The sequence below is a fragment of the Pseudomonas sp. FW507-12TSA genome, assembly GCF_058781435.1.
The window spans coordinates 22,131-43,580 of the sequence record NZ_JBYSWT010000016.1; the positions used below are offsets into that span (position 1 = coordinate 22,131).

Here is a 21,450-nt window from a genome sequence, read left to right on the forward strand (position 1 = left end):
CATATGACGTTAATGAACGCCTAGCTTCGCAGCTGTAGATAGCTAACCAGTTGATAACTATGGATTGTTTTTTGTCAGTCAACCGATTCTTTTTTTGGCAGGAGCCACAGGACGTTAGAAGCGGGTAAGCGGGATCAGCGCTTCAAGCCATATACATAATTTAACATAATATACATTATGCGCATTTTTATACCAGGATATCAGGGCCAGTGCAGACCAGATTTCAGAGCCTGCTTCTGACCTTCCAGCTTCCATCCGTACCTCTATGTGAAACGCCTGGCGATGCCAGGCGTTTGATCAAGCAAACAGATCTAGTGCTGCGTCGTCCCACTGGTGACCGCCTTCGGACCAGCCGTTGCCAGCCTGCGGTGGAAATCCCGATCTGCAATATCCTTGCTTGGCATCGAAATCAAACACCGCATGAGGAAAATCATTGATCAGCAATACCGCCTTGCGGTGATCGACGGCCCAGCCGATTTTCATCGTCGATGGCTTGTGGCTGTCACTGACATCGCCGGCATTGTAGATATGCAGCGCATCGTGGATCGGGTTGCCCTCGGCCGCGGTATCCAATGCGTAGAAGTAACCGGTGTCACCATCATCTTCAAAAACCACGACGAAGGAACCTTCCTCGGCAGGAGCCTCCAACACCAGGGCGTGGCCTACCTTCAATTCGCTTTCAGCTGCCAGATAAATGGGCATTGCAACTTTCCTTGTCTCTTGGAGTATTCGAAGGCGCCCATGATGGCAACTCGGAACAACCCAGGCAATCTCCGGACAGAGATTGGCCTGGGTCCTCCATCACCTAGAATAAATGGTCGGCCAGCGAAGTGCCCATCACTCATGCGAGCGACAATACCTGAAGTTCCTTCCTTGGTATTCAGGCTCTCGCCTTGGTCAAGTAGCCTTAGCGCAGAGTTTCTTAAATTGATTCACATTGGACACTGCAGTGCTTAATGCTGTGATTTTGTATTTATAGTAATGAATTGCATCTGCCTGGGCTTCTCCAACATGGCCAAAATACTCTTCCCAGGCGTTGCTATTAGTTAGCAAGCCAGAGAGCATCGTACTTAGCCCACTTGACCTCCAATGCTCCTTGTATCCTTTGTCCGCGCCAGGGGCCGGGCTGAGATGCTTGACATATGCGTCCACCGAGTATTGGTTCTCGTAGGCCATGAACACCGTATACACTGTGCCGACTGACGACTTGTACCACGGGATAACGACAAAGTGATGGATTGCTGATCCCGTAACAAGAAAGTGCCAAACAGCTGTCTGTGAGTTATCACCGCGAAATAACAGTGCCTGTTCAATTTGGTATTTCATTTTCGAATCATTCTTGATGACATCATCTCCAACGTCATCTTGCACCTTTCCGTAGACAGCGCAGCTCATTTGAGCTGGCACTGCAGGACAGTCCTTCAAGCCCATCAGTAATGGGTTACCTGTTATTGCATCAACCAAATCTTTCCCTGTCATGGTTCTTGGCTCCTGCCCAAATATTCAACACGCATTATGAAATTACTGGGTGAGGATAGCTTTGATCCGATCTTTATCAAGTTCGTCCACCGGGAAACTAAGCTGAATGAATTGTCCCAGCTTGGTTAACTCTATCCATGAAAAATTCAGGCTTCTACCTGCTTGTCAATAGCTCCCTTGAGCGACTGTGGGCAAGGCGTCATGGTGGTAGCCTTCCATGGCGCCCCCTGCGCGAGTGCCCGATCTGTTTCGGATCATTGATAAAAAGCAGATCAGGCTAATGCATAAGCCTCATGTCAGATAACTGAAAGGAATCGAACATGAAAAAGCTCATAACTGTTATCGCTATATCAGCGGCCGTCGCTTTCACCGCAAGTGTCGCGAACGCTTCCGTGCACCCGACCACTATCAATCCTCCCCTAACCGTCAACCAGGTTACCGCTACTGCCGAAACTCCTTTCGGAACCCAAAAAGCAGCTGGCGAAATCAAGTTGGCTAGTTTGGCCAGGAGTTGTTCCGATGAACGATATTCCTGGTGGGAATATAGCGGCTGGGAAATTGTCGGCTGCCTTGCAAGCGGCCAGTGGTAGTTATCAGGGCGCTCTGGTGCGTGAACACGCACCAGAGCCTGTTATAAGCTCCGGTGAGTCAGCGCAACCAAATAAGTCTTCAAAGTTGCACTTCATGCATTAACAGCGCCTTCTATATTAGCTATCAATCTAACGCCAATATATTCCTGAAACTACTCCTCTCACCCTTTTTTACTTCACGGCTCAGTCGACTGATTATTAGACGTGCCCTACCCGCGCACGCTGCCTTTGGCCCCTTGTTGTGCGAATAATTCGCGTAGCAGGTTCCTGGCTGGCAACGACCTTACCGAGGGGCATTCCCCCTGCCCCTCCCTGAAGTTCAACACCTTGATTCACTTGCAGTTTTTCCCATGCTGCAGCGAAGCGACTAAAAGTGACCAAAAAGACAGGGATTATCGGGACAGCGACCGGCTGGTCACATATGCCGATGCGTGTCGGCAACCTATAGTGCAGCCGCGGCGAATTGGAAGGAGTCCAGTTGCCGGCACAGCTATCCAATCATGGACAGGAGCTACAGATGTACCCCATCAAGGATGACGCCCATTGCCAGTACAGCGCGGTTGATATGCAACCCAGCGAGCTGTCGTTGACCGCCCTCACCTCTTGCCTGCGTCTTTCACGACGCGATGGCGGCCGTTAGCCCAACACTTCAAGCGTCTATCCACGAGCCGTGACATGCCCAAGGCAGTCACCGCTTTCACGTGCCTCGAACAAAGCCACCTGGTGTGCAATGACCACGACAAGCTATCTGGAAACGCCTGTTTCCATGCCCTTGAACATCGATTCCAAAGCCGATGCATTTGAATTTCGCCCGGGCACCCTCGAAGACATCGATGGCCTTGCCGAGCTGTTTCAGTCCATCTATGGGCACACGACCCATCCGTGCCAGAGCCCGGTGTATATCCGCAACGCGATGAACTCCGATCAACAGCGCTGGTTCGTCGTCGAGAACCAGTGCGCACTGCTGGGTTGCGTCTGCATCACCCGGCGTCCCTGGAACCAGTCCTGGGAAGTCGGCCATGGGGTGATCCATCCGGATGCACGCCGCGGCGGTGCGATCTCGAACCTGATCAGGCTCTGCCTGGAAGATCATCGGCCCGACGCCATGGAGCTGGGCTACTACACCCCCCGCAACATCGCCATCCATTCGGTGATGGGCAAGATCAAGCCGGCAGTGTTGGTGGGCCATGACGGTGGCCCGAACAAGGTCGACGGCATCCGCGAATATCACCTGACCGCAATCCACCCGCCGGCCCAGGACGGTTTCGTCCATATCGCCCCCTGGTATGCCAAGTCCTCGGGCAGCGATTTCATCAGCCAGTACCTGTACGCCTCGTTGCAAATGGAACCGGTACTGGGCGCCTATCCGAATACCTACCTGAGCGGTGCCCCGGGGACCGAGCGCCACGGCCAGATGCTGTACACCCAGGACCATGAGGCCAATGCGCTGATGGTGTCCGGGCATTCGGGCAACTATCCCTCGGAGCGCGAGGTGCTGCAGGAGCTCGAGGCACTTGTACAAGCGCACAAGGACATCGAGTACGTGAGCGTTCATGTACTGGCCGACAAGCTGGAACTGCTCGGTGGCCTGATGCGGCAGGGTTATGCGGTGACCGCCTATTTGCCGGCCTGGCACCTGCAAGGCGGCGCCCGCTACGACTGCATCAACCTGGTGTGGCACAAGTTCGACCAGGCCCCGCGTAGCCATGGTTTCGATGAGGAAGTCGTCTTCTTCGACCAGGCCTACGCCAGGCTGGGCGACAACCTGTGCAGCATCCGGCCCGGCCACGCTCCGCGCATCGACAACTGATCCATCGAGCCCTGCATCCCTTCGGATGATTATTGGAGAGTCAAGCAAGTGACAAAAGAACAATGGCTTAACGTCCGTAAACAGATCCCCGACGGCGCCAAGGAGCCCTGGACCGTAATGTTGTGGGTCGCCGATATGCTGGTCCTGGTACTGGCCTGGAACCTCTGGCTCAGTTCATCCACCGGGCTGCAGTTGCTCGGCCTGGTGCTGGCTGGCGTCGCCACCCTGCAGATCTACCTGATCCTGCATGAGGCCCTGCACGGCGCAATTTCGGAGAACCGTCGGGTCAACAACTTCATCGGGCACTGCAACGGCTGGCTGATCGCCTTGCCCTTCCTGGTTCGCCGTCGCTTCCACACGGCCCACCACACCTGGACCTCCCACCCCCTCAACGATCCGGAAAACCGCGGCATGATCGAGAAGTTCTCGGTCATGACCAAGAAGCAGGAACGAACCCTGGAGTTCATGTGGAAGCACTGGATCCCGATGATCGCGGCCAACCATTTCCTGCTGAACTGGCGGGCACCGTTCATCGCCCGGGCCAAGGGCGACAACTCGCCGCGGATTCTCAAGGAAATCCGCTTCGCCCGCCTGTACCTGGTGGCCTACCTCGCCGTGGCCGGGGTCGCGCTGTACTTCGGACACCTGGCTGACCTGGTGATGTTCTACCTGATCATCTGGCTGTTTCTGTTCTTCATGGTGGAGTTGTTGAACCTGCCGCACCACGCCGAGGCGCCGCTGCAAGCCAAGGACGCCGACCGCCTGCAGTACTGGGAACAGGATGTCGTGTCCCACGACTGCAAGAACCTGCCGCTCTGGTCGCGGTTCATCATCCTCAACTTCAACCTGCACATCGTGCACCACGCCTTCCCCTCGGTGCCTTGGTACCGGCTGGCCGAAGCCCACAAACTGCTGCACGAGCATGAGCATCATCCAGGGGATTCGCAGGTTAGCGAGTGGGATTTCGCCTGGACCAACCGTCGCCGGCCGCTGTTGAAGCTGATGGGGCACTTCTTCGATCACCGCACTTGACCGCACCGGCGAAAGATCCCGAATATCCGGGATCTTTCGCCGAGCATGAGCGCCATGACCTGCATACGTCCTTTCACCAACCACGACCTGGACGCCTGCCTGCAACTGTTCGACAGCAATACCCCGGCCTTCTTCGATCCCCTGGAGCGCCCGGACTTCCTGCACTTCCTCGAACATTCGACAGCCAACCTGCTGGTCATCGAACGCGACGGGCGGATCGTGGCCTGTGGTGGTCATGCCCTGCGCCCCGAAACAGGCACCGCCAGCCTGTGCTGGGGCATGGTCGACCAGGCGCTGCACGGCCAGGGCATTGGGCGCCTGCTGACCGAAGCCCGGCTACGAGCCATTCGCGAGCAAGGCCTGGCCCGCGCGGTGCGCATCAGCACCAGCCAGCACAGCCAGGGTTTCTATGCCGGGCTGGGTTTTGTGCTGCGCAAAGTGACGCCCGACGGCCATGGACCCGGCTTGGACTGCTGGGATATGGAGTTGGCCCTGATGTAACCCCACCCTCGCCTGCGCTGTTACCTGGCTCGACCCAACCGCTAGGACTCTCGCCCCTTCAGTACAATCGTGGCCAGGTAGGACAAGACACGCTCCTGTGCCTGATTGATGATCTCGAACGAAAACTGCGCAAGGCCCCGATTACCGGGCAAGGGGATATTGCGCACGTCGCGAACCGTTACCGCTCCACTGATGAGATCGTCTGGACGCACCGCTTTTAGCCAGCGCACATCATTCAAGCTTGCGCCGCCCACGCTACAAGCCCTGAGCAATCCCAAGTCGATGAAGAGTCGGAAACTCAGGGCAAGCGTATGAAAGCCGCTGGCGACCAGCCCGCCCATGGGTGAATCCAGCGCCGCGACAGGATCGATATGGAATGCCTGTGGATCGAATTCACGACCAAAATCGATGATGCCTGTTTCCGTCACCTGCGCACTGCCCAACACGAAGACCTGTCCTTTGGCAAAGTCTTCGAAATACAAGTTTCCATGATCGGTCATGGCCGGCCTCATTCGACTAGTTTGCAGACAAGTTCAACGGGACTGAGTACCCGTGTTTTTATCAGCGTTGAAATATTGACCATCTGCCGCATGGCAGTGGCGCCGAATGAAATATGCAGTCCAAGTGGCGATACCCCCTGCTCCAGGTTCCGGCTCCTCAAATCATCGAAATACGCCACGCCGAACTCCCAGCGGTCCGTTTCACTGATCACCGTGAACCCCGCCTGCTTCAGATACCCGAGGTATTCAGCCAGAGGGGCGACGAAGTCCGTACTAGGATTCGATGCCCAGGGAACCGGATAGAGCATCTGCCCCTCCCCGACCCGCATCACATCGTAGATCCCAAGCTTGCCGCCAGGTTTCAGTACTCGGCGGACTTCCTCGAATAGCCGCGGCTTGTCAGCGATGTTCATCCCCACGTGCAGCATGGTCACCACATCGCAGAAGTCATCGGGAAATGGCAGCGCCAGGGCGCTAGCCTGCTGATAACTGACCTTCAGCCCTCCATCTATACGGGCAGCCAGTGTAGAGGCCGCATTGATATAGTCGGGAGCCAAGTCTATGCCATGGACTTCACAACCGAAGGTACTGGCAAAGTAGCGTGTTGCCCCACCCAACCCGCAGCCGACATCAAGGACCTTCATATCCTCGTGGAGCCCCAACTTGTCGGCCAGGTCGGCAGTCGCTTGACGCCCGCCGATGTGAATTTCATCCACCGGCGCCAGGTCCTCTAGATTCAGCCTTTGCGGATCTTTCCCGCTGACGCGCAGTGCAGAGAAAATCTTCTGTTCAAGGTCTGGCCTGGAATAGTGTTTCTCAAACTCTTGATCGAGCTTCATCTGGTTCTCCGGGATATTGAAAATGTCCGAAACAGATCAGTCGTCATTCCCCATGGGCACCGCGCTCGGGAACACATGACGATCGGTAGTTTGATTCAAACTTCGTACTCAATGCCTACGCCATCGAATCTCAGACGGTCTTGTATATGCACTTTTTCTCCCAGCATGTTCTTCCCGGACAACAGGCCTGCCTCGAAAAGGCGTATGACCATCTGCAAGGCATGTTCGGAGTAACCAGCTGCATTCAATCGGCTGATCAAGGTCTTGTAGTCGAACTTCTCCTTGATCAAGTCGGAAAATATTTCCCTGACCTTGGAGTTGGCAGCATATTTGGTCATGCGCCTCTCGCCGTTTGATAGCACTTCCTTGGGTTCAAGCCTGAAATCCAGCGGATTGACCTTGTAGTAATCCTGTAAGGTGACCGTCCCGCCGTTCCAGCTGAACTCGGATATGCTGGACAACTGCTTCAACAACTTGCCAATCCAGCCGACCCTCATTGGCGTCAGCTCCGCATCGGAAAATTCATCGGAGAGTTCACTGCGCTGGTGTCGTCCAAGGGCGATCATCGTAGATGCCCGGTCCTTGAAGTCCGAGATCGCCCACTCCTCCCCTCCTGCCTTGTCAGTGAGTTGGTCGAACCATTGACGGCGATTGAAACGATCATCCTCGCTCTCCACTATCCTGCGCTTGTTCCAGAACTCGGAATCGGGCTCGGTGAAAGAGGCATAGGTGTAAAAAGAGGCGAGGAATTCGTGGTACTGCTCATAGGTTTCGCCATAGGTGCTCTTGTACCACTCATGGACCTGTGTGCTTTCGCTTGGATGCCGGGACAGATAATCGATCGCTGAAGCCGCGCAAACAGCGGATTGGGACGCGAGATGCACGCCCTGCGAAAACAACGGATCGGTAAAGCAGGCAGCGTCACCGCAAAGAAAGAAACGCCCGCTGGAAAAGGTGCTGGTGTCGTATGACCAGTCACGAACGACCCTGACCTGATCGATCTGCTCCGAATCGCCCAGCAACTCTTTGGCGCGTATGCACTTGGCCAGCGTGCGCCTGTAGAACTCATCCGGCCCCACCTCCTTTATCTCTCCTACCTTGCTGATATCGACGATCACACCAACGCTGTAGATATCCCCCTCGAGCGGAATCATCCACACCCAACCATCTTCGAAAGTTATCGAGAAGGTCGTACCGCGCAGGTCTCCTTGAAACGGATCCGGGCAGGAAAAATACGACCACACAGCAAGATTGCGATAGAACTCGTCATAACGACGAATTTTCAGTTGCCGGGCGAGAATGCTGTTGGCACCTGAAGCATCGATCAGATAGTCACCAGAAACCGTCGAGGATGCATCGCCCTGGCGCACTTCCAGAATGACCCTCTCAGGATCGCTTAAATCGACATGGGTTACCGCCGCCCCCTCGTGGACCGTCCCACCTCGGGCCATGACTTCCTTCAGGAGTAAATGGTCGAACACTTCTCGCTTGACCTGGATGGCATGATCGAAAACCCATTCAGCGGTGCTCTTCGGGGTTGAAAAGGAAAAAGTCCATGGCGGCTGGTTTTGTCCCCAGAGAAAGGTCGCGGAGGGTTTCTTGACGAACCGGGCTTCGTCGATGAGTGGCTGCAGGCCCAACCTGTTGAATATCGACATGGTCCCAGGAAGAAATGACTCGCCAATCCTGTACCGGGGAAAAGTCTCTTTTTCATAGATCGTGACCTTGTGTCCCAACTTAAGCAGAGTCAGTGCCGCCACAGACCCGGCCGGTCCACCACCAATGATGACTACATTGCCTGGTAACATTCCTGTTCTCCTTCAAGTCGCAATTAACGCTCGACGTTGCGTTTCTTTTTCGCTCTCTCCGAAACAGCAATTTCATCAACCATCCTGACTCTTACGGGCATCTTGAATCGCTCCAGCTTGCCTGCGAGAAAATCCATGGTTGCCTTTCTCAAGCCCTCGGCACTGATGGGGTATGCCGGTTTTACATTCACCCCTACCGCCTGGCCGGTAATAGCGTTGCTGATCCCGTATACGAGGCAGTCCTGGACCAGTGGACATGCAAGAAGCAAGGACTCGACCTCAATCGGCAGGACCTTCTCTCCGCCGACGTTGATCACCTCGTTCATCCGCCCGAGGATCTGTATCTCTCCATCGCTGCCCGACTCGGCCAGGTCCCAGGTGCGGAACCAACCATCTTCTGTCAGCGAAGTATTTTCGACGTTGAGATAACCAAGGAACTGGCTCGGTGACTTCAACTGGAGTTCGCCATCGACAATGCGATGTTCAAAACTCTCATCGACGATCTTGAAACGCGTGCTTTGCGAAGAAGCGCTCTGTGTCCCGGCTATTCCTGTTTCAGAGGTGCCGAATGTCTGGAGCAGCCGCACCCGGGGAAATATTTTTCGCAAATAGACCAGAAGCTGGGCTGGCATGGCTTCCGTGCCGTAGGTAATGAGTCTTAATGCCGACAAGTCGTAGCGTTGGTGGAAATCCCCAAGGCGCAACAAGTTCAGGAATGTCGGGTTGGCAGGCAAGACCTGCACCTGCTGCAACTCCAGCTCCCGGCACACGGCATCCGGTGTTCTCTCCCTGACCACGACCGCACAATTACCGGAAAACAATATGTTGATTAAAGTATTCACGCCGCCGATGTGGTCGAACATCAGAAACAGGATGACCACAAGCTGCCGCCCCCGGGACTCTTTGTCCTTTTCAGCGATCAGTTTGTCCAGGTCGTGCAGAATCGCCTTCGGTCTGCTGGTACTGCCGCTGGAAAGCAGGATCAACCCAGCGGCCCCACGGGCTTTGAGAGAGGAGTACAAAAGGTGCCGGGACTGGCCGGAGCAAGGCTCGACGACCACCTCCTCAAAGGCCCTGATCATGAAACTTGCATCACAGGAAACCTTCAGAGTTTCCTCGACCGAGGGCGTCAGGTTCGTAACCGGCGCAACGATGGCCTTGATGGCAGCCAGGGCCAGCAAGGCCAGGACTCCATTGGCCGAATAATTCCCATGCAGTACCACCACGTGCCCAGGCGCGATGCCGGACTGAATGAAGTGCGTGGCCAGATCCCTGACCTTCTGCGCTACCTGCATGTACGAAAGCGCGACTTCCCCATCAACCAGTGCTCGACGAACACCTCTAGCTTCCAGGCCGCGCAGCCAACCTGCGTTGATCATCTGACCCCTCCTAGATAGAGCGTCTCGCCTGATACGAAGCCCGACGCCTCGGAAATAAGGAACTCCACCGGCCCGACCACATCCTGGAACTCACAGGGTCGCTTGATGGCCTGGCGGGCAATGAGTGCTTCGATCTTGTCCTTGTCCAGGGTCCTGGTAAGCGCTGTTCGCAGCGGGGGCAATCCCAGGGTATTCACGCGAATATTCAAGGGGGCGATTTCCCGGCTTAGAGAACGAGTGAACTGCTCTATCGCTGCCTTGCTGGTTGCATAGGCGAGTTGCCCTTCCAGGGAAAACAAGGTGGCGACTGAAGAGATATTCAGTATTGCCCCCGAACCACTACTGTTCTTGAGTAACTTCACCGCCTCGCGGCAGCACTGCATCACTGAAAACACATTCAAATCGTAGAGTTTTTTTGTATTGTCCAAATCGCTCAGCAGAAATGGTTCCATGACGGATGCACCCGCGTTATTGATCAACGCATCGATAAAGCCATAGCGCTTCCTTATTACATGGAACATTGCTGAAACAGACCTTGATTCAGTCAGGTCAACATTGAAGTGTGTGTAGCCGGGAGGCATCCTGGGTCCTTCCCTGCGACTACAACCAATGACCGTATGCCCTTTCCCGATCAGATGCTTGACCAACATTCGACCTAGTCCGGTACGTGTTCCCGTAACGAGGATCAGCATGAAGGCTTCCTAGCTAACTTCTAGAGCGGGGATCTCTTCCATGATGAACTCGACCAGCGTCGATGGATTTTGGAAAGGACTGACTTTCCGCGAAATAGCACGATCCGACGTCAGCGATACAGACAAATCATATTTGTCGGCGATCAACTCTTCGATCCGCATCATTAATGTCACCAACTGCAGGGAGTCGAACAGGCCATCCACTCCATATATGGTTACTTTGCTCATGTCTTCAACCGAAAGGCCATTGCTTTGACTGGCAATGCTCTCGGCCAATGATTGGTTCACGACACTATCGATATCTGCTCTGGTTGGCATGTTCTCACCTCACTATAGTGCATTAGTTGAATGCTCAGGTTAGTAATGTCGAGTCAGCGACAAGGAATAATCTCCCTTGTACCCAATAACAGGATTTGAAATAGGAATTCTATTGAGCGACAGGGTCGCGTAGTGCCAGGAAGTTCATCGGCTTGACGCTCGCCACGACTTCACCGTCTTGATTGATGCCTTCGAGCAGGGAGATAACCAGGCCCCGATCGGGCTTGGAACGAGAGCGCCTGGTTTCCAGGATCGAAATCCGCAACCGCAGTTGATCACCAGGACGGACAGGCTTGAACCAGCGTATCTCATCGACCCCAGGGGAGGCACGACTGGCTACGGAGGATAGGTAGTTATCAACGAACAGGCGCATCATCAGGCCCAGCGTATGCCATCCGCTGGCAATCAACCCTTGAAAAGGACCACTCGCCGCGGCCTGTGGATCGAGATGCATCATTTGCGGATCGAATTGCCTGGCGAACTCTATGATCTCGGATTCACCGACGTCCAATGGACCATACTCGAATACCGAGCCTTCGATATAGTCTTCAAAATAACGCTCATTAATAGGAGTGGAAAACGTCGACAGCTTCATCTTGATATTTCCTTTATCCATTAATAACCAACCCCTTGGGCAGGTCGCATACAGTCCCTTGGTGAAACTTTAACTATATGGTTAATTAAGCTCTACATACTCAGTGAAGCTAAAAATTTAGATTTACAAAAGAGCCAGGACCAGACCTCTTGCTTATACCTTCCGCTTGGAATTACAGGCATGTCAAGGAAAAATTTCACAAAACAAGATGTATCGTTTCAGTACTAGCCGAGGGTGTTGAATGCCCATCTTTGTTTAGATCAGCCCGATGCGCAATGGCTGTTTTTTTCTTATGGACGCATGATTATTCGATGAACGGTATGCTGGCCCAAGCATGGCAAAATTTACCAAGCAGGGAAAATTAGATATATCAGAAGGTACTAATTATCCGTATTGCCAGCTCGACTGTTGTCGCTCTAGCCCGCACTTTTCATCACCAATAGTTGCGCGGCAGAACTAAACCTTTGGTATGTTGCTCCCCCGCCAGCCAAAGAGAAATCCAAGGTGTCCAAGGTACAGCTCACCGCAGTCGATCAATCCAACTACGAACGAATCTGCGACCTTGAAGTGTTCGAGGAACAGGAAGACTACGTCGCATCCAACCTCTGGTCGCTGGTCCAGGCCAGCTATAACCCCACTTGCAGCGCACGCGCCATCTACCATGGGGACGAACCCGTAGGCCTGTTCCTGTGGAGCGCCGAGAGCCCGGGAAAAGTCTCCATCTGGCGCTTCATGGTGGACAAACAGCATCAGAACCGCGGCATTGGCCGTCAGGCCCTGGGCCTGCTGCTCGAGGAACTGCAGCAAATCCAGGGCCTGGCGCAGATCGAGATCTGCTACCACCCCCGCAACCCGATAGCCGGTAACTTCTATTCCAGTTTCGGTTTCGTAGAAACCGGCATGGACGAGGATGGTGACGATATGCTGGCGGTGATCGACTTGCCGCAGCCCGCCGCTGGCATTGCCTAGCCTGAGCAACTCCGTAGTTGCTGCAGCAGTTCGCCCTGCAAAGCCGCACTGCGGAAGAAGCCGAAGTGCCCCACCGCTCCGGCGGTGCGTGGAGTGCGTTTGACCTGCAGCGCGGCCGCTGGGTAGGCGTCATGCATCCGCTGCGCGGCGGCCCAGGGCACATAGTTGTCATCATCGAACACCCAGCTGACCAGGGGGATCGCCAGGCCCTCGTAACCACCCCGCCGGGCCAGGCCGAAACGCTCGGCCAGCAGATAGTCGGGCTCGCGAACCCAGCGTGACCACTCGAGCATCAGCCGGCTGGGCAAATTCTGGTTGCCCAGGCCCAGCAACCGTGCCGGAAACGTCGCGCTGAACCTGGCAACCAGCGGAATCAACAGGCCGAACAGCAAGCCCATGCGCAGCCGTTCGAGACCCGTCCAGCGCTTCCAATAGGGGAACGACCCGCAGATAAAGGCTGCTGCACGCAACTGCCCCGCCGCAGGAGATAACCCGAGCAACTGGGCGCCGATGCTGTGGCCGATGAAGTACAGCGGCAAGGCCGGACGCTCGGCACTGCAGAACTCGATGGCGGCGCTGATATCCTGTACGCCCCAGTCGGCCAGGGAGCATCGGACATTCGATGGCAGCTCATCCTGTGCCCCGCGATAGCTGTACAGCAGCACATCGAAGCCACCCTGGGCGGCCAGGTCCGCAAAAGCCCGGTAGAAGCCGCGCCGTACGCCCAACGCGCCGGACACCAGGATCACTCCCTGCGCCGGCCCCTGCGCATCATGGTAATCACCCGGCAGCAAGACACCGTCGGCGCATTGAATCTCCACCTCTCGGCTCATGTCCGCACTCCCCGCTTGAACAAGCGATCGACCAGCACCCGGGTGGGCTTGCGAGTGCGCAAGGGCCGTTGCACCAGGTTGCCGGCGCAGTTAGGGCAGCAATAGGCCAACCGCACGGCACAAGGCTCGCAGAAGGTGCATTCATAGGAGCAGATGTACGCCCCGCCGCTATCGCTCAAGGCGCTGGCGCAGGCCTGACAACGGGTTTTCATCTTCAGCATGGATACCTCTGCATTCCTGGACGAACCTGAATGAAACAGCGCCCTGTACTTGCGAGCGCTGCGTGCTAGCATCACATACCGACAGTATGTAAAAAGGCATGAGTATGAATGTCAAGAGCCGGCAACAGGAAAACTCCGAACTGACCCGCGATGCCCTGCTGGACAGCGCCCGTGAGCAGTTCATCGCCCACGGTTACACCGGGGTCTCCATCGACAGCATCGCCAGCCAGGCGCGGGTGACCAAGGGGGCGTTCTACCACCACTTCGCCAACAAGAAGGAATTGCTCGCCCAGTGCTATGAGCAACAGATGCGCATGATCGCCCAGGCCCTGGACCAGGTGCCGGCGACAGATGATCCCTGGTCGCGGGCCCAACAGTTGGCCACGGCGTTCATCGATACCGTGATGCGTCAGCGCAAGCGGTTGTTGTCGTTGCAGGAAGTGATCAGCGTGCTGGGCTGGGAAGACTGGAAAGCCATCGACTCACGCTACACCCTGCACCACATCGCCAAGCTGATGCATGAGCTGCATGCCGCCGGACGGGTCAAGCCCTACGACCCGAACAACCTGACCAACCTGGTCTACGGCTTCCTCACCCAGGCGGCCATCAGCATCAAGGATGCCCGGGACAAGCCCCAGGCCGCGGGCGAAATGAAACTGATCATCCGCGACTTCTTCGATAGCCTGAAGCCCAATGGCCGCTGACCTGGGCCTCGGAAACCTCGGCGAGCGAGCTTCTGCCGGGCGCCGATCGACGTTAGTCTTGATCGCCCGCCCCCTGCCCAGGCCCTGTTGATGATGTCTTGCACTACCCAGTTCTGGCGCGATTCACAGCTGCCCTACGTCGAGAGTCGAAGGGCCTGCGACAGCCGCGCCAACTACAAGGCCCACAGTCATCCCACGCTCTCCATCGGCGCGGTGGACCGTGGCGAAAGCATCTTCACGGGAGCCTCTGCGGGGCCGACGCTGATCCGCGCCGGCAGCGTGGTGTGGGTTCCGGCCGATTGCGTGCACGCTTGCAACCCCCACCCAGGCACGGCCTGGAGCTACCAGATGCTGCACCTGGATGCCGCCTGGGTGGAGGCCCTGCGCCAGGAACAGCCCGGCGCTGCGGCCAGGTCCAGGCGCCAGGTCCTGCTCAACGACACCCCGCGGCTCTATCAAGGCTTCTGCCGGCTCAACGAGTTGCTGTTTTCCGCCGCCAGCTGGCAGGACAAGGAAGCAGCGCTGATTGAGTTCATCGGTGGCTTCTCGACCGGGGAACAACCGACGCTCACCCTGGCCGCCGACCTTGCCCAGGCCAGCGCCGGAGTCCGCCGGGTCGTGGCCTTCTTGCGCCAGGCCCCGCAAGCCACAAGCCCGTTGGCAGAATTGGCGCAACTGGCCGGCATCAGCCGTTACCAGTTGATCCGGGCCTTTCGCAGCGCCACCGGAATGACGCCCCACGCCTTCCAGCTGAACCAGCGGATCATCCAGGCCCGATCCTCGCTACAAGCCGGCGAGGCTCCTGCGGCCCTGGCCCAACGCCTGGGTTTCGCCGACCAGGCGCACTTCCAGCGGGTGTTCAAGGCCCATGTCGGCGTCACCCCAGGGCTGTACAAGGCCTGAGGCCGCGCAATTTTCTTCAATACCCGGCCCGTGGCGCCAAGCAGACTTCCTGCCCCCCTCTTGCTCTGTGGAAGTCTTGCTCATGTTCGAACAGTTCCTGCTGGTGGCTGCCGCGCATTTTCTTGCCCTGCTCTCCCCCGGCCCCGATTTTTTCCTGGTGGCCCGCATGTCCATGGCCACCGGTTGGCGCTCGGCCACCGGGGCCTGCCTGGGAATCGCCCTGGCCAACGGCGTATTCATCGTCCTGGCATTTGCCGGGGTCTCGGTATTGCGCCCGGACGGCCTGCTGTTCCTGGTGATCCAGGTGGCCGGCTGTGCCTACTTGCTGTATGTGGGCGGGCTGTTCATCTGCCATGCCGGCGGCAGCTCGCTGACCACGGTGACGTCCCATGGCCAGGACCGGGCCGGCTGGTGGCGCGGGCTGGGCATGGGTTTCCTGTCAGGCATCCTCAACCCCAAGAACGCGCTGTTCTACGCCAGCCTGGCATCGCTGGTCGGTGCTGGGCTCAACAACGGCTGGAAGCTGGCCTACGGCCTGTGGATGTTCAGCGTGGTACTGGCCTGGGATGTGCTGGTGGCCGTGGCCATCGGCAATGGCCGGCTCCGCCTGCGCTTCTCCCGGGTCCTGCCCTGGCTCGAGCGCTGCACCGGGGCGATGCTCATCCTGCTGGCCCTGGGGGTACTGGGCGCGATGCTGGTGCGCACTTGCTGGCTGTGGGGAGTCGGGCTGCGCTGCTGACTGGTCGTTGTCTGGCCGCAGCCGATTACAAATGAACAACAAAGCCCAGCATGGTTGTCATACCGCTAACCGATATTGTCCTTCAACGCCGCCAGCGCGCGCCCCATCCATCCAAGGAGAACCGCCATGCCACAAGAGCCCCGCCCGGGATGCGGCGCCGCCATCGTGCGCGACGGCCGACTGCTGCTGGTCAAGCGCCTGCGAGACCCCGAGGCCGGGCACTGGGGCCTGCCGGGAGGCAAGGTCGACTGGCTCGAGCCGGTGGAACAGGCCATGCGCCGGGAGATCCTCGAAGAGCTGGGCCTGACGCTGCAAGGCGTCAGTCTGCTGTGCGTGGTCGACCAGATCGATCCGCAGCGCGGCGAACACTGGGTGGCGCCGGTGTACCTGGCTTCGGCGCCCGCCATGGCGCCTTGCAACCTCGAACCGCACAAGCACAGCGAGATCGCCTGGTTCGAGCTCGATCGCCTGCCGCAACCGCTGACCCAGGCCACCCGCACCGCGGTACGGGCGCTGGTGCAGATCGCTGCGGTGGAGTCTTGATCGGTACACATCGCTGGATCCTCGTCGTGCTGCTGGGCCTTGGCGGGCTGGCCAGGGCCGGGGAACCAGCGCCACAGCACCTGCTGCGGCCCGATGGCTCGTCAATCAGCTATTACCTGCAGCAACGCCAGCCATCCGGGCCGTCAAGCTCGCTGCTGGTGATCCTCCAGGGTTCGGATTGCAACAGCGTGAGCCATATAACGAGCATCCCCCTCCTGGCCCAGGCGATGCCCGAGGCCGATGTACTGACCGTGGAAAAGTACGGGCTCGAGGCGACCCTGCCCTACAGCCAGGACGCCGAACGCGCGGATTGCCCGCAGGCCTACCTGGAGCACGACAGTCCGACGCAGCGCACGGACGACCTGCAAGCGGTGATCCAGCACCTGCGCCAACAACGCCATTACGCCTCGGTAATAGCCCTGGGCGGCAGCGAAGGCGCGGTGATCGCCCATGCCCTGGCCGCACGCCCGGGTGTCGTCGATGCCACCGTGGCCTTCAACGGCGGTGGCCAGTGGTTTGCCGACGACCTGTTGCACAGCGTCGATAGCAGCGATCTGCCGGTGGCGGAAAAAGCCGAAGCGCGCCAGGGTTTGCAGGCCTTCATCCAACAGGTGCAAGGGCAGCCACCGGCCGACCTGCGAGCCAGTGGCCACGGTGCCCGCTGGTGGCAAGAGGTACTGCGACTTGATCAACTGGCCCTGCTGCAAGACAGCCATACCCCCGCGCTGCTCATCCAGGCCATGGCCGACCAGTCGGTATCGGTGCCGGCGGTCATGGCTATGGTCGAGCAACTGCGCCGGGACGCCCGCCCGGGAGTGGATTTTCGGCCTTATCCCGGCCTGGGCCATCGCTTCGACGATCACCACGGACAAAGCCACATGCCCACCGTGGTAGAGGACATCGCCCTCTGGCTGCGCCAGTTGCCACCCCTGGCGACAAGCGCGGCTGAGTGCCCGGCAACGGCCATGGAGTGCGACCGATGGCCGCAGGCTTTGGTCTAATTAGCCCGCCGCGTCCTTCGTCCGTTTGTTACCATGCGCGGGTTTTTTGCCTGTCTGGCTGTTCAAAGGGCGTTATTTCATGAGTGTTCTACTGACTCGCCGCACGCTGCTCACCAGCGCCGGAGTACTCGGCCTGGGCCTGCTGGCCGGTTGTGACAATAGTCCCCGGCTGTCTTTCAAATACGGCAAGGACCTGAGCAATCAGATTCTCGGCCGTACCTTCAAGCTCACCGATTCCCAGGGCGAAACCAAATCGCTGTCCAGCTACCGTGGCCTGATGCCGATGATCTTCTTCGGTTTCACCCAGTGCCCGGCCGTCTGCCCCACGACCCTGGCCCGCGCGGCGCAGGCCAAGAAGCTGATGGGCCGTGACGGCGATCGCCTCAAGGTGGTGTTCATCACCCTGGATCCCGAGCGCGACACTCCCGCGGTGCTGGATGCCTACGTCAAGGCCTTCGATCCAAGCTTCGAGGCGCTGTACGGCACCCTGGAAGAAACCGCGGCCACGGCCAAGGAATTCGGGGTGTTCTATGAAAAGATCCCCAGCGGCGACACCTATACCCTTTCGCACACCGCTACCAGTTTCGTCTTCGACTCCCGCGGCACCTTGCGCCTGGGCCTGTCCCAGTCCCTGAACGCCCAGGAGTGCGCAGAAGATCTGCTCACCGTCATGGAGGTCTGTTAATGACTCTGCAACCCCGTTCATTGCGTTTCAAATCTGCCCTGCTGCTGGCTTCCCTGCTGGGCCTGGCCAACGCCGCCAGCGCTGCGACCCAGGTCGACAACGCCTGGGTCCGCGCCACCGTCGCCGGCCAGCACGCCAGTGGCGCCTTCATGGACATCACGGCCAGCAGCGAGAGCAAGCTGGTGCAAGTGCAGTCGCCGGTGGCCAAGAACGTGCAGATCCATCAATCGAGCATGCACAACGACGTGATGAGCATGCGGCAGGTGCAGGCTATCGCCTTGCCGGCCGGCCAGAAGGTCAGCCTGGACACCCAGGGCTACCACGTGATGCTCATGGAGCTGGTAGGCCAGATCAAGGCCGGCGACAAGGTACCGCTGACCCTGACCGTGGAAAACGCCAAGGGTGAGAAGGAAACCATCAAGGTCGACGCCGAGGCTCGTGCTCTCAACGCACCGGACCACGGCGCCATGGGCCATGGCTCGATGGATCATGGTTCGATGGATCATGGCTCGATGGACCACGGCAAGATGCAGCACTGAGCCTGCACTGCTTGAAACAAGCCGCTGTCCCGCCAAGGCCAGCGGCTTTTTTGTGTCTGCGCCTACCACGGTGCTGAACCTCTTCCCCTCCGCCCTGCCCTTGTGCGAACCTGCGCGCGCGCCGCGCGAACTGCTAGCCCAATGCCATCCAGGAAGGCTGCCAGCGCTGTGCCGAGGAGCTGATCCTTGGCGCGGCTCATAACCACCAAGGATTGAATATGCCGTCAAATCGCCCCGTCATTCATGTGCTGTTCTTCGTTGGTAACTCCGGAACTTGCGCCGTCCTGCCATTGACCGATGTCTACGAGGCGGTGGTTCATCCACCCTCTGCCTTGCTCGAGCAGGCCTCACCTAGATTGACGATCAGCCGCTCAACGAGTGCTGGCCAAGCCCGGTCGCCGTTGAAAGTGGCATCGTTCACCACCCTCTATGGAGAGAACGGCAGCGGCAAGACCGCCCTGTTGCTGGAACTGTGCCGGGCGCTGGCCAAGTGGCAGCCGCAGGAGAAGCTCAGCCTGCTCTGGGAAGATGAGCAGGGGCTGCATCTTTCCCGGGGGAGCTCACTCAAGGACGTTCAACTGCATTCGGAACTTGAGATTGACCAGGGGCAGAAGGTCTCGGTACCAGACTTTTCAACGGTGTTCTATACCACCTCACCCTTTGAAAGACTCCGGCGCAGTCGCCTGGGTATAAAAGATATCAGCCCCAGGTTTGGTGAGTATGTGGAGTCGGAACTGGTGGCGGCCTTCACGGCCTATCCCCACCTCAAGCAACGCGTCACCTTTGTCGACCAAGCCCAGGTCACGCTGAAGCTCAAGACGGTGTCGCTGGTGGAGTTGCTGACGGTTTATCGTCCCGATAGTTCGGCACACAAGGCACTGGACCCGGAACTGAAGAAACAGCTGCTCGAACTGGAGAAAAGCGCCTCGCCCGAGGCGAAGTTCATTTGGTCCTATGCGATTCTGGAAGGGGCTGAAAGCCTCACGGCACAAAACCTGTATGACTTGATCGATGAATTGCAGGAGCTGGTCCAGGATCACCACCCGTGGCTGAGCAAGGCCCTGAGCGACCCGGAATTTGTCCTCGAGCAGCTAACGGAGCACCCTGCATTGCTTAAGCAATTGACCAAGGCCAGGTATGCATTGGTGATGGTCAAGTTACTGTTCGCCGACCTCAACTCCTGGAGCCGCAAGTCCAGGCTTGGCTACCTGGATCAGCAGGTCGGCGAACACATCCGCCAATACCCCCATAGCTATGCCGAATTGAGCAACCTGGGGTTGCTGCAGTTCTCCTTCACCCAGCTGAGTTCCGGCCAGGCCAGCATGATGTCTCTCTACTGCGCGGTGGCCAGGGCCTTTGGAGAGTTCGAACAGGCTTTCCCGGAGCAATCGATGTTGCTGTGCATCGACGAAGGCGAGATGTTCATGCACCCCAAGTGGCAGCGCATCTACATCTTCGACCTGCTGGACTTCATCGGCCACTTCGGCCAGTTGGCCAAGCGCACCCATGTGCTGATTTCCACCCACTCGCTGATCGTCGCGGCCGATACCCCTGCCGGACGGTTGTTCGATCTGGATAAAGCACGGCTGACCAATGCCTTTGGCTACACCCCCAAGCAGACCCTGAGCGAGGTATTCGAGGTCGAGGATTTCACCGGCGAGTTCAACCATCAACGCCTGGAGCGGCTCGCCGCAGTGCTCAACGGCGAGGTCCTGGGCCTCCAGGCACTGGGCCAGGCCCGGCACATCGCCGACTCCCTGGCCAACGACGAACTCCGGCGCCATGTACAGCAACAGCTGGATGTCCTGGGGGGCCGTGCCAATGCTCAAGCTTGAGGCATCCACCGCCACGATCAACAGCCACCTGGCGACCCTGGGCCAGCGGTTTGACGAGGAGATGACGAAATGGAAGGCATCTTTTACCGGATACCCGCCCTTCACCGCTTCGCTGCACAAGCTGTTGTTGAGGAACCGCAATGCGCTCCTGGTCGGTAGCGTCGCCGAACTACGGGACGTGGTCCGGCAGGTCGAAAGCATCGCATCGGCCTTTACCCGTTATCTGAAGTCTCGCCCGAGAAAGGTTTCCAATCGGGCGCCGGATATGGAGAAATTGCTCAAGACCCTTGGCGAGGTATTCGACTACAACAAGTTCATCGACAAAGATGTCGGCTGGAACGCCTACAAGCTGGTGGGCAGCCACGGGCTGCGCATCTGTCCTTATTGCCACCTGAATCATGTGAACTACCACGGCCAGGCCACGAGCAAGGCCACGCCCAAGAAGCTGGAGATGCGCCCACCCCTGGATCACTTCCTGCCCAAATCCATCTACCCCTACCTGGCGGTGTCGCTGCACAACCTGGTCCCCAGTTGCCACCAGTGCAACTCGTCGATCAAGGGCGATGAAGTTCCGGGTGCCGATCTTCCCCACCCCTTCGACCCTGCCGTCGCCCTGGACATGAGCTTCGGTATCAAGGGCTCGGCCCTGGCTATCCACGGCGTTACCAATGGCGAGATCAGCCTGGCGGTGACAGGCAACGGCGCCTGGGATGAGTTTTCCCGGTTCTTTTACCTGGAGGAGCGCTACCAGTGGTACACCCCCGAAGTGAGCGACATGCTCAAGCGCCAGCGCGACCTGGACGAAAGCGACAAGATCGTCCAGTCACTGGTCCGGCGCCCGGCATTTATCCTCGGCTTCAATCCGGACGACTGTGAAAGGCGCGCCCTGGGCATCTGCCTGCACAGCATCGCCCGGCAACAAGGGATTATCTGAG

26 protein-coding genes are annotated in these 21,450 nt (G+C 58.0%); 15 read left to right on the plus strand and 11 right to left on the minus strand.

Annotation, left to right across the window (positions count from 1 at the left end):
- Nucleotides 1-297: 297 nt before the first annotated feature.
- Together AC3WK8_RS16425 and AC3WK8_RS16430 are read right to left on the minus strand one after the other, a co-directional pair.
- Nucleotides 298-702 (minus strand): DUF2251 domain-containing protein, encoded by a 405-nt coding sequence (locus AC3WK8_RS16425; protein ID WP_103325257.1) that lies wholly within the window; start codon nucleotides 700-702, stop codon nucleotides 298-300.
- A gap of 195 nt (nucleotides 703-897) precedes the next feature.
- Nucleotides 898-1,479 carry a hypothetical protein gene (locus AC3WK8_RS16430; protein ID WP_103325259.1) on the minus strand — a complete coding sequence of 194 codons (582 nt, stop codon included), beginning with the start codon at nucleotides 1,477-1,479 and terminating at the stop codon, nucleotides 898-900.
- 320 nt (nucleotides 1,480-1,799) lie between these two features.
- Between AC3WK8_RS16430 and AC3WK8_RS16435 the strand changes: the two genes are divergently transcribed.
- The 5 genes from AC3WK8_RS16435 (at nucleotide 1,800) to AC3WK8_RS16455 (ending at nucleotide 5,412) form a co-directional block, all read left to right on the plus strand.
- Nucleotides 1,800-2,069 (plus strand): hypothetical protein, encoded by a 270-nt coding sequence (locus AC3WK8_RS16435; RefSeq protein WP_103325260.1) that lies wholly within the window; start codon nucleotides 1,800-1,802, stop codon nucleotides 2,067-2,069.
- 517 nt (nucleotides 2,070-2,586) lie between these two features.
- Nucleotides 2,587-2,709, plus strand: coding sequence for a hypothetical protein (locus AC3WK8_RS16440; RefSeq protein ID WP_256578597.1), 123 nt, complete (start codon nucleotides 2,587-2,589; stop codon nucleotides 2,707-2,709).
- A gap of 126 nt (nucleotides 2,710-2,835) precedes the next feature.
- Nucleotides 2,836-3,879 (plus strand): GNAT family N-acetyltransferase, encoded by a 1,044-nt coding sequence (locus AC3WK8_RS16445; protein ID WP_256592284.1) that lies wholly within the window; start codon nucleotides 2,836-2,838, stop codon nucleotides 3,877-3,879.
- Between the two features lie 48 nt (nucleotides 3,880-3,927).
- Entirely contained in the window at nucleotides 3,928-4,911 is a 984-nt protein-coding gene (locus AC3WK8_RS16450) for a fatty acid desaturase family protein (RefSeq protein ID WP_085597644.1), read from the plus strand.
- Nucleotides 4,912-4,956: 45 nt separating this feature from the next.
- Nucleotides 4,957-5,412, plus strand: a complete 456-nt coding sequence (locus AC3WK8_RS16455) for a GNAT family N-acetyltransferase (protein WP_207245026.1) — start codon at nucleotides 4,957-4,959, stop codon at nucleotides 5,410-5,412.
- A gap of 41 nt (nucleotides 5,413-5,453) precedes the next feature.
- Here the strand turns inward: AC3WK8_RS16455 and AC3WK8_RS16460 are convergent, their stop codons facing one another.
- The 7 genes from AC3WK8_RS16460 to AC3WK8_RS16490 form a co-directional block, all read right to left on the minus strand.
- On the minus strand, nucleotides 5,454-5,912 hold the full coding sequence (locus AC3WK8_RS16460; protein WP_103325265.1) for a MaoC/PaaZ C-terminal domain-containing protein: 459 nt from the start codon (nucleotides 5,910-5,912) through the stop codon (nucleotides 5,454-5,456).
- Between the two features lie 8 nt (nucleotides 5,913-5,920).
- Entirely contained in the window at nucleotides 5,921-6,751 is an 831-nt protein-coding gene (locus AC3WK8_RS16465; protein ID WP_085597643.1) for a class I SAM-dependent methyltransferase, read from the minus strand.
- A gap of 95 nt (nucleotides 6,752-6,846) precedes the next feature.
- Complete coding sequence (cmlS, locus tag AC3WK8_RS16470; protein ID WP_103325267.1) at nucleotides 6,847-8,559, minus strand: chloramphenicol-biosynthetic FADH2-dependent halogenase CmlS; 1,713 nt, start codon at nucleotides 8,557-8,559, stop codon at nucleotides 6,847-6,849.
- Nucleotides 8,560-8,582: 23 nt separating this feature from the next.
- Nucleotides 8,583-9,938 (minus strand): ANL family adenylate-forming protein, encoded by a 1,356-nt coding sequence (locus tag AC3WK8_RS16475; RefSeq protein ID WP_103325268.1) that lies wholly within the window; start codon nucleotides 9,936-9,938, stop codon nucleotides 8,583-8,585.
- Nucleotides 9,935-10,630 (minus strand): SDR family NAD(P)-dependent oxidoreductase, encoded by a 696-nt coding sequence (locus AC3WK8_RS16480; protein ID WP_103325270.1) that lies wholly within the window; start codon nucleotides 10,628-10,630, stop codon nucleotides 9,935-9,937. Before AC3WK8_RS16480 ends, AC3WK8_RS16475 begins: the two co-directional genes overlap by 4 nt.
- Before the next feature lie 9 nt (nucleotides 10,631-10,639).
- Complete coding sequence (locus AC3WK8_RS16485; RefSeq protein WP_085597639.1) at nucleotides 10,640-10,948, minus strand: hypothetical protein; 309 nt, start codon at nucleotides 10,946-10,948, stop codon at nucleotides 10,640-10,642.
- Nucleotides 10,949-11,057: 109 nt separating this feature from the next.
- On the minus strand, nucleotides 11,058-11,543 hold the full coding sequence (locus tag AC3WK8_RS16490) for a MaoC family dehydratase (RefSeq protein ID WP_085597638.1): 486 nt from the start codon (nucleotides 11,541-11,543) through the stop codon (nucleotides 11,058-11,060).
- 504 nt (nucleotides 11,544-12,047) lie between these two features.
- Here AC3WK8_RS16490 and AC3WK8_RS16495 point away from each other — a divergent pair.
- Entirely contained in the window at nucleotides 12,048-12,512 is a 465-nt protein-coding gene (locus tag AC3WK8_RS16495; RefSeq protein ID WP_085597637.1) for a GNAT family N-acetyltransferase, read from the plus strand.
- Here AC3WK8_RS16495 and AC3WK8_RS16500 read toward each other — a convergent pair.
- Nucleotides 12,509-13,345: an alpha/beta hydrolase family protein gene (locus AC3WK8_RS16500; RefSeq protein WP_103325271.1), complete on the minus strand. Its 837-nt coding sequence runs from the start codon at nucleotides 13,343-13,345 to the stop codon at nucleotides 12,509-12,511. The genes AC3WK8_RS16495 and AC3WK8_RS16500 overlap by 4 nt on opposite strands.
- Nucleotides 13,342-13,566, minus strand: a complete 225-nt coding sequence (locus AC3WK8_RS16505) for a DUF1272 domain-containing protein (protein WP_085597635.1) — start codon at nucleotides 13,564-13,566, stop codon at nucleotides 13,342-13,344. The genes AC3WK8_RS16500 and AC3WK8_RS16505 overlap by 4 nt, the downstream gene beginning before the upstream one ends.
- A gap of 98 nt (nucleotides 13,567-13,664) precedes the next feature.
- Here AC3WK8_RS16505 and AC3WK8_RS16510 point away from each other — a divergent pair, with 98 nt between their 5' ends.
- The 9 genes from AC3WK8_RS16510 to AC3WK8_RS16550 all read left to right on the plus strand — a co-directional run bounded on the left by AC3WK8_RS16510 (nucleotide 13,665) and on the right by AC3WK8_RS16550 (nucleotide 21,449).
- Nucleotides 13,665-14,270 (plus strand): TetR/AcrR family transcriptional regulator, encoded by a 606-nt coding sequence (locus tag AC3WK8_RS16510; RefSeq protein ID WP_178088022.1) that lies wholly within the window; start codon nucleotides 13,665-13,667, stop codon nucleotides 14,268-14,270.
- Nucleotides 14,271-14,363: 93 nt separating this feature from the next.
- Nucleotides 14,364-15,173 carry a helix-turn-helix transcriptional regulator gene (locus AC3WK8_RS16515; RefSeq protein WP_103325340.1) on the plus strand — a complete coding sequence of 270 codons (810 nt, stop codon included), beginning with the start codon at nucleotides 14,364-14,366 and terminating at the stop codon, nucleotides 15,171-15,173.
- Between the two features lie 82 nt (nucleotides 15,174-15,255).
- The gene (locus tag AC3WK8_RS16520) at nucleotides 15,256-15,912 is read left to right on the plus strand and encodes a LysE family translocator (RefSeq protein ID WP_103325274.1); all 657 of its coding nucleotides are present in this window, start codon (nucleotides 15,256-15,258) and stop codon (nucleotides 15,910-15,912) included.
- Nucleotides 15,913-16,038: 126 nt separating this feature from the next.
- Nucleotides 16,039-16,455, plus strand: a complete 417-nt coding sequence (locus AC3WK8_RS16525; protein ID WP_103325275.1) for an NUDIX hydrolase — start codon at nucleotides 16,039-16,041, stop codon at nucleotides 16,453-16,455.
- On the plus strand, nucleotides 16,452-17,456 hold the full coding sequence (locus AC3WK8_RS16530) for an alpha/beta hydrolase (RefSeq protein ID WP_146043265.1): 1,005 nt from the start codon (nucleotides 16,452-16,454) through the stop codon (nucleotides 17,454-17,456). Before AC3WK8_RS16525 ends, AC3WK8_RS16530 begins: the two co-directional genes overlap by 4 nt.
- Nucleotides 17,457-17,535: 79 nt before the next feature.
- Nucleotides 17,536-18,141, plus strand: coding sequence for an SCO family protein (locus AC3WK8_RS16535; protein ID WP_031321714.1), 606 nt, complete (start codon nucleotides 17,536-17,538; stop codon nucleotides 18,139-18,141).
- Complete coding sequence (locus AC3WK8_RS16540) at nucleotides 18,141-18,680, plus strand: copper chaperone PCu(A)C (RefSeq protein ID WP_103325278.1); 540 nt, start codon at nucleotides 18,141-18,143, stop codon at nucleotides 18,678-18,680. The genes AC3WK8_RS16535 and AC3WK8_RS16540 overlap by 1 nt, the downstream gene beginning before the upstream one ends.
- A gap of 218 nt (nucleotides 18,681-18,898) precedes the next feature.
- Entirely contained in the window at nucleotides 18,899-20,515 is a 1,617-nt protein-coding gene (locus AC3WK8_RS16545) for an AAA family ATPase (RefSeq protein ID WP_207255077.1), read from the plus strand.
- The gene (locus AC3WK8_RS16550) at nucleotides 20,463-21,449 is read left to right on the plus strand and encodes a hypothetical protein (RefSeq protein WP_146043267.1); all 987 of its coding nucleotides are present in this window, start codon (nucleotides 20,463-20,465) and stop codon (nucleotides 21,447-21,449) included. Before AC3WK8_RS16545 ends, AC3WK8_RS16550 begins: the two co-directional genes overlap by 53 nt.
- The last annotated feature ends 1 nt before the right edge of the window (nucleotide 21,450 follow it).

Bases quoted from the DNA above. Each gene is read 5' to 3' on its own strand.
- AC3WK8_RS16505 (WP_085597635.1), bottom strand. From the start codon at position 13,566: ATGCTGAAGATGAAAACCCGTTGTCAGGCCTGCGCCAGCGCCTTGAGC.
- AC3WK8_RS16445 (WP_256592284.1), top strand. From the start codon at position 2,836: ATGCCCTTGAACATCGATTCCAAAGCCGATGCATTTGAATTTCGCCCG.
- AC3WK8_RS16500 (WP_103325271.1), bottom strand. From the start codon at position 13,345: ATGAGCCGAGAGGTGGAGATTCAATGCGCCGACGGTGTCTTGCTGCCG.
- AC3WK8_RS16550 (WP_146043267.1), top strand. From the start codon at position 20,463: ATGTACAGCAACAGCTGGATGTCCTGGGGGGCCGTGCCAATGCTCAAG.
- AC3WK8_RS16475 (WP_103325268.1), bottom strand. From the start codon at position 9,938: ATGATCAACGCAGGTTGGCTGCGCGGCCTGGAAGCTAGAGGTGTTCGT.
- AC3WK8_RS16440 (WP_256578597.1), top strand. From the start codon at position 2,587: ATGTACCCCATCAAGGATGACGCCCATTGCCAGTACAGCGCGGTTGAT.
- AC3WK8_RS16460 (WP_103325265.1), bottom strand. From the start codon at position 5,912: ATGACCGATCATGGAAACTTGTATTTCGAAGACTTTGCCAAAGGACAG.
- AC3WK8_RS16515 (WP_103325340.1), top strand. From the start codon at position 14,364: ATGTCTTGCACTACCCAGTTCTGGCGCGATTCACAGCTGCCCTACGTC.
- AC3WK8_RS16540 (WP_103325278.1), top strand. From the start codon at position 18,141: ATGACTCTGCAACCCCGTTCATTGCGTTTCAAATCTGCCCTGCTGCTG.
- cmlS (WP_103325267.1), bottom strand. From the start codon at position 8,559: ATGTTACCAGGCAATGTAGTCATCATTGGTGGTGGACCGGCCGGGTCT.
- AC3WK8_RS16465 (WP_085597643.1), bottom strand. From the start codon at position 6,751: ATGAAGCTCGATCAAGAGTTTGAGAAACACTATTCCAGGCCAGACCTT.
- AC3WK8_RS16535 (WP_031321714.1), top strand. From the start codon at position 17,536: ATGAGTGTTCTACTGACTCGCCGCACGCTGCTCACCAGCGCCGGAGTA.
- AC3WK8_RS16545 (WP_207255077.1), top strand. From the start codon at position 18,899: ATGCCGTCAAATCGCCCCGTCATTCATGTGCTGTTCTTCGTTGGTAAC.
- AC3WK8_RS16520 (WP_103325274.1), top strand. From the start codon at position 15,256: ATGTTCGAACAGTTCCTGCTGGTGGCTGCCGCGCATTTTCTTGCCCTG.
- AC3WK8_RS16425 (WP_103325257.1), bottom strand. From the start codon at position 702: ATGCCCATTTATCTGGCAGCTGAAAGCGAATTGAAGGTAGGCCACGCC.
- AC3WK8_RS16490 (WP_085597638.1), bottom strand. From the start codon at position 11,543: ATGAAGCTGTCGACGTTTTCCACTCCTATTAATGAGCGTTATTTTGAA.
- AC3WK8_RS16455 (WP_207245026.1), top strand. From the start codon at position 4,957: ATGAGCGCCATGACCTGCATACGTCCTTTCACCAACCACGACCTGGAC.
- AC3WK8_RS16435 (WP_103325260.1), top strand. From the start codon at position 1,800: ATGAAAAAGCTCATAACTGTTATCGCTATATCAGCGGCCGTCGCTTTC.
- AC3WK8_RS16430 (WP_103325259.1), bottom strand. From the start codon at position 1,479: ATGACAGGGAAAGATTTGGTTGATGCAATAACAGGTAACCCATTACTG.
- AC3WK8_RS16485 (WP_085597639.1), bottom strand. From the start codon at position 10,948: ATGCCAACCAGAGCAGATATCGATAGTGTCGTGAACCAATCATTGGCC.
- AC3WK8_RS16510 (WP_178088022.1), top strand. From the start codon at position 13,665: ATGAGTATGAATGTCAAGAGCCGGCAACAGGAAAACTCCGAACTGACC.
- AC3WK8_RS16480 (WP_103325270.1), bottom strand. From the start codon at position 10,630: ATGCTGATCCTCGTTACGGGAACACGTACCGGACTAGGTCGAATGTTG.
- AC3WK8_RS16525 (WP_103325275.1), top strand. From the start codon at position 16,039: ATGCCACAAGAGCCCCGCCCGGGATGCGGCGCCGCCATCGTGCGCGAC.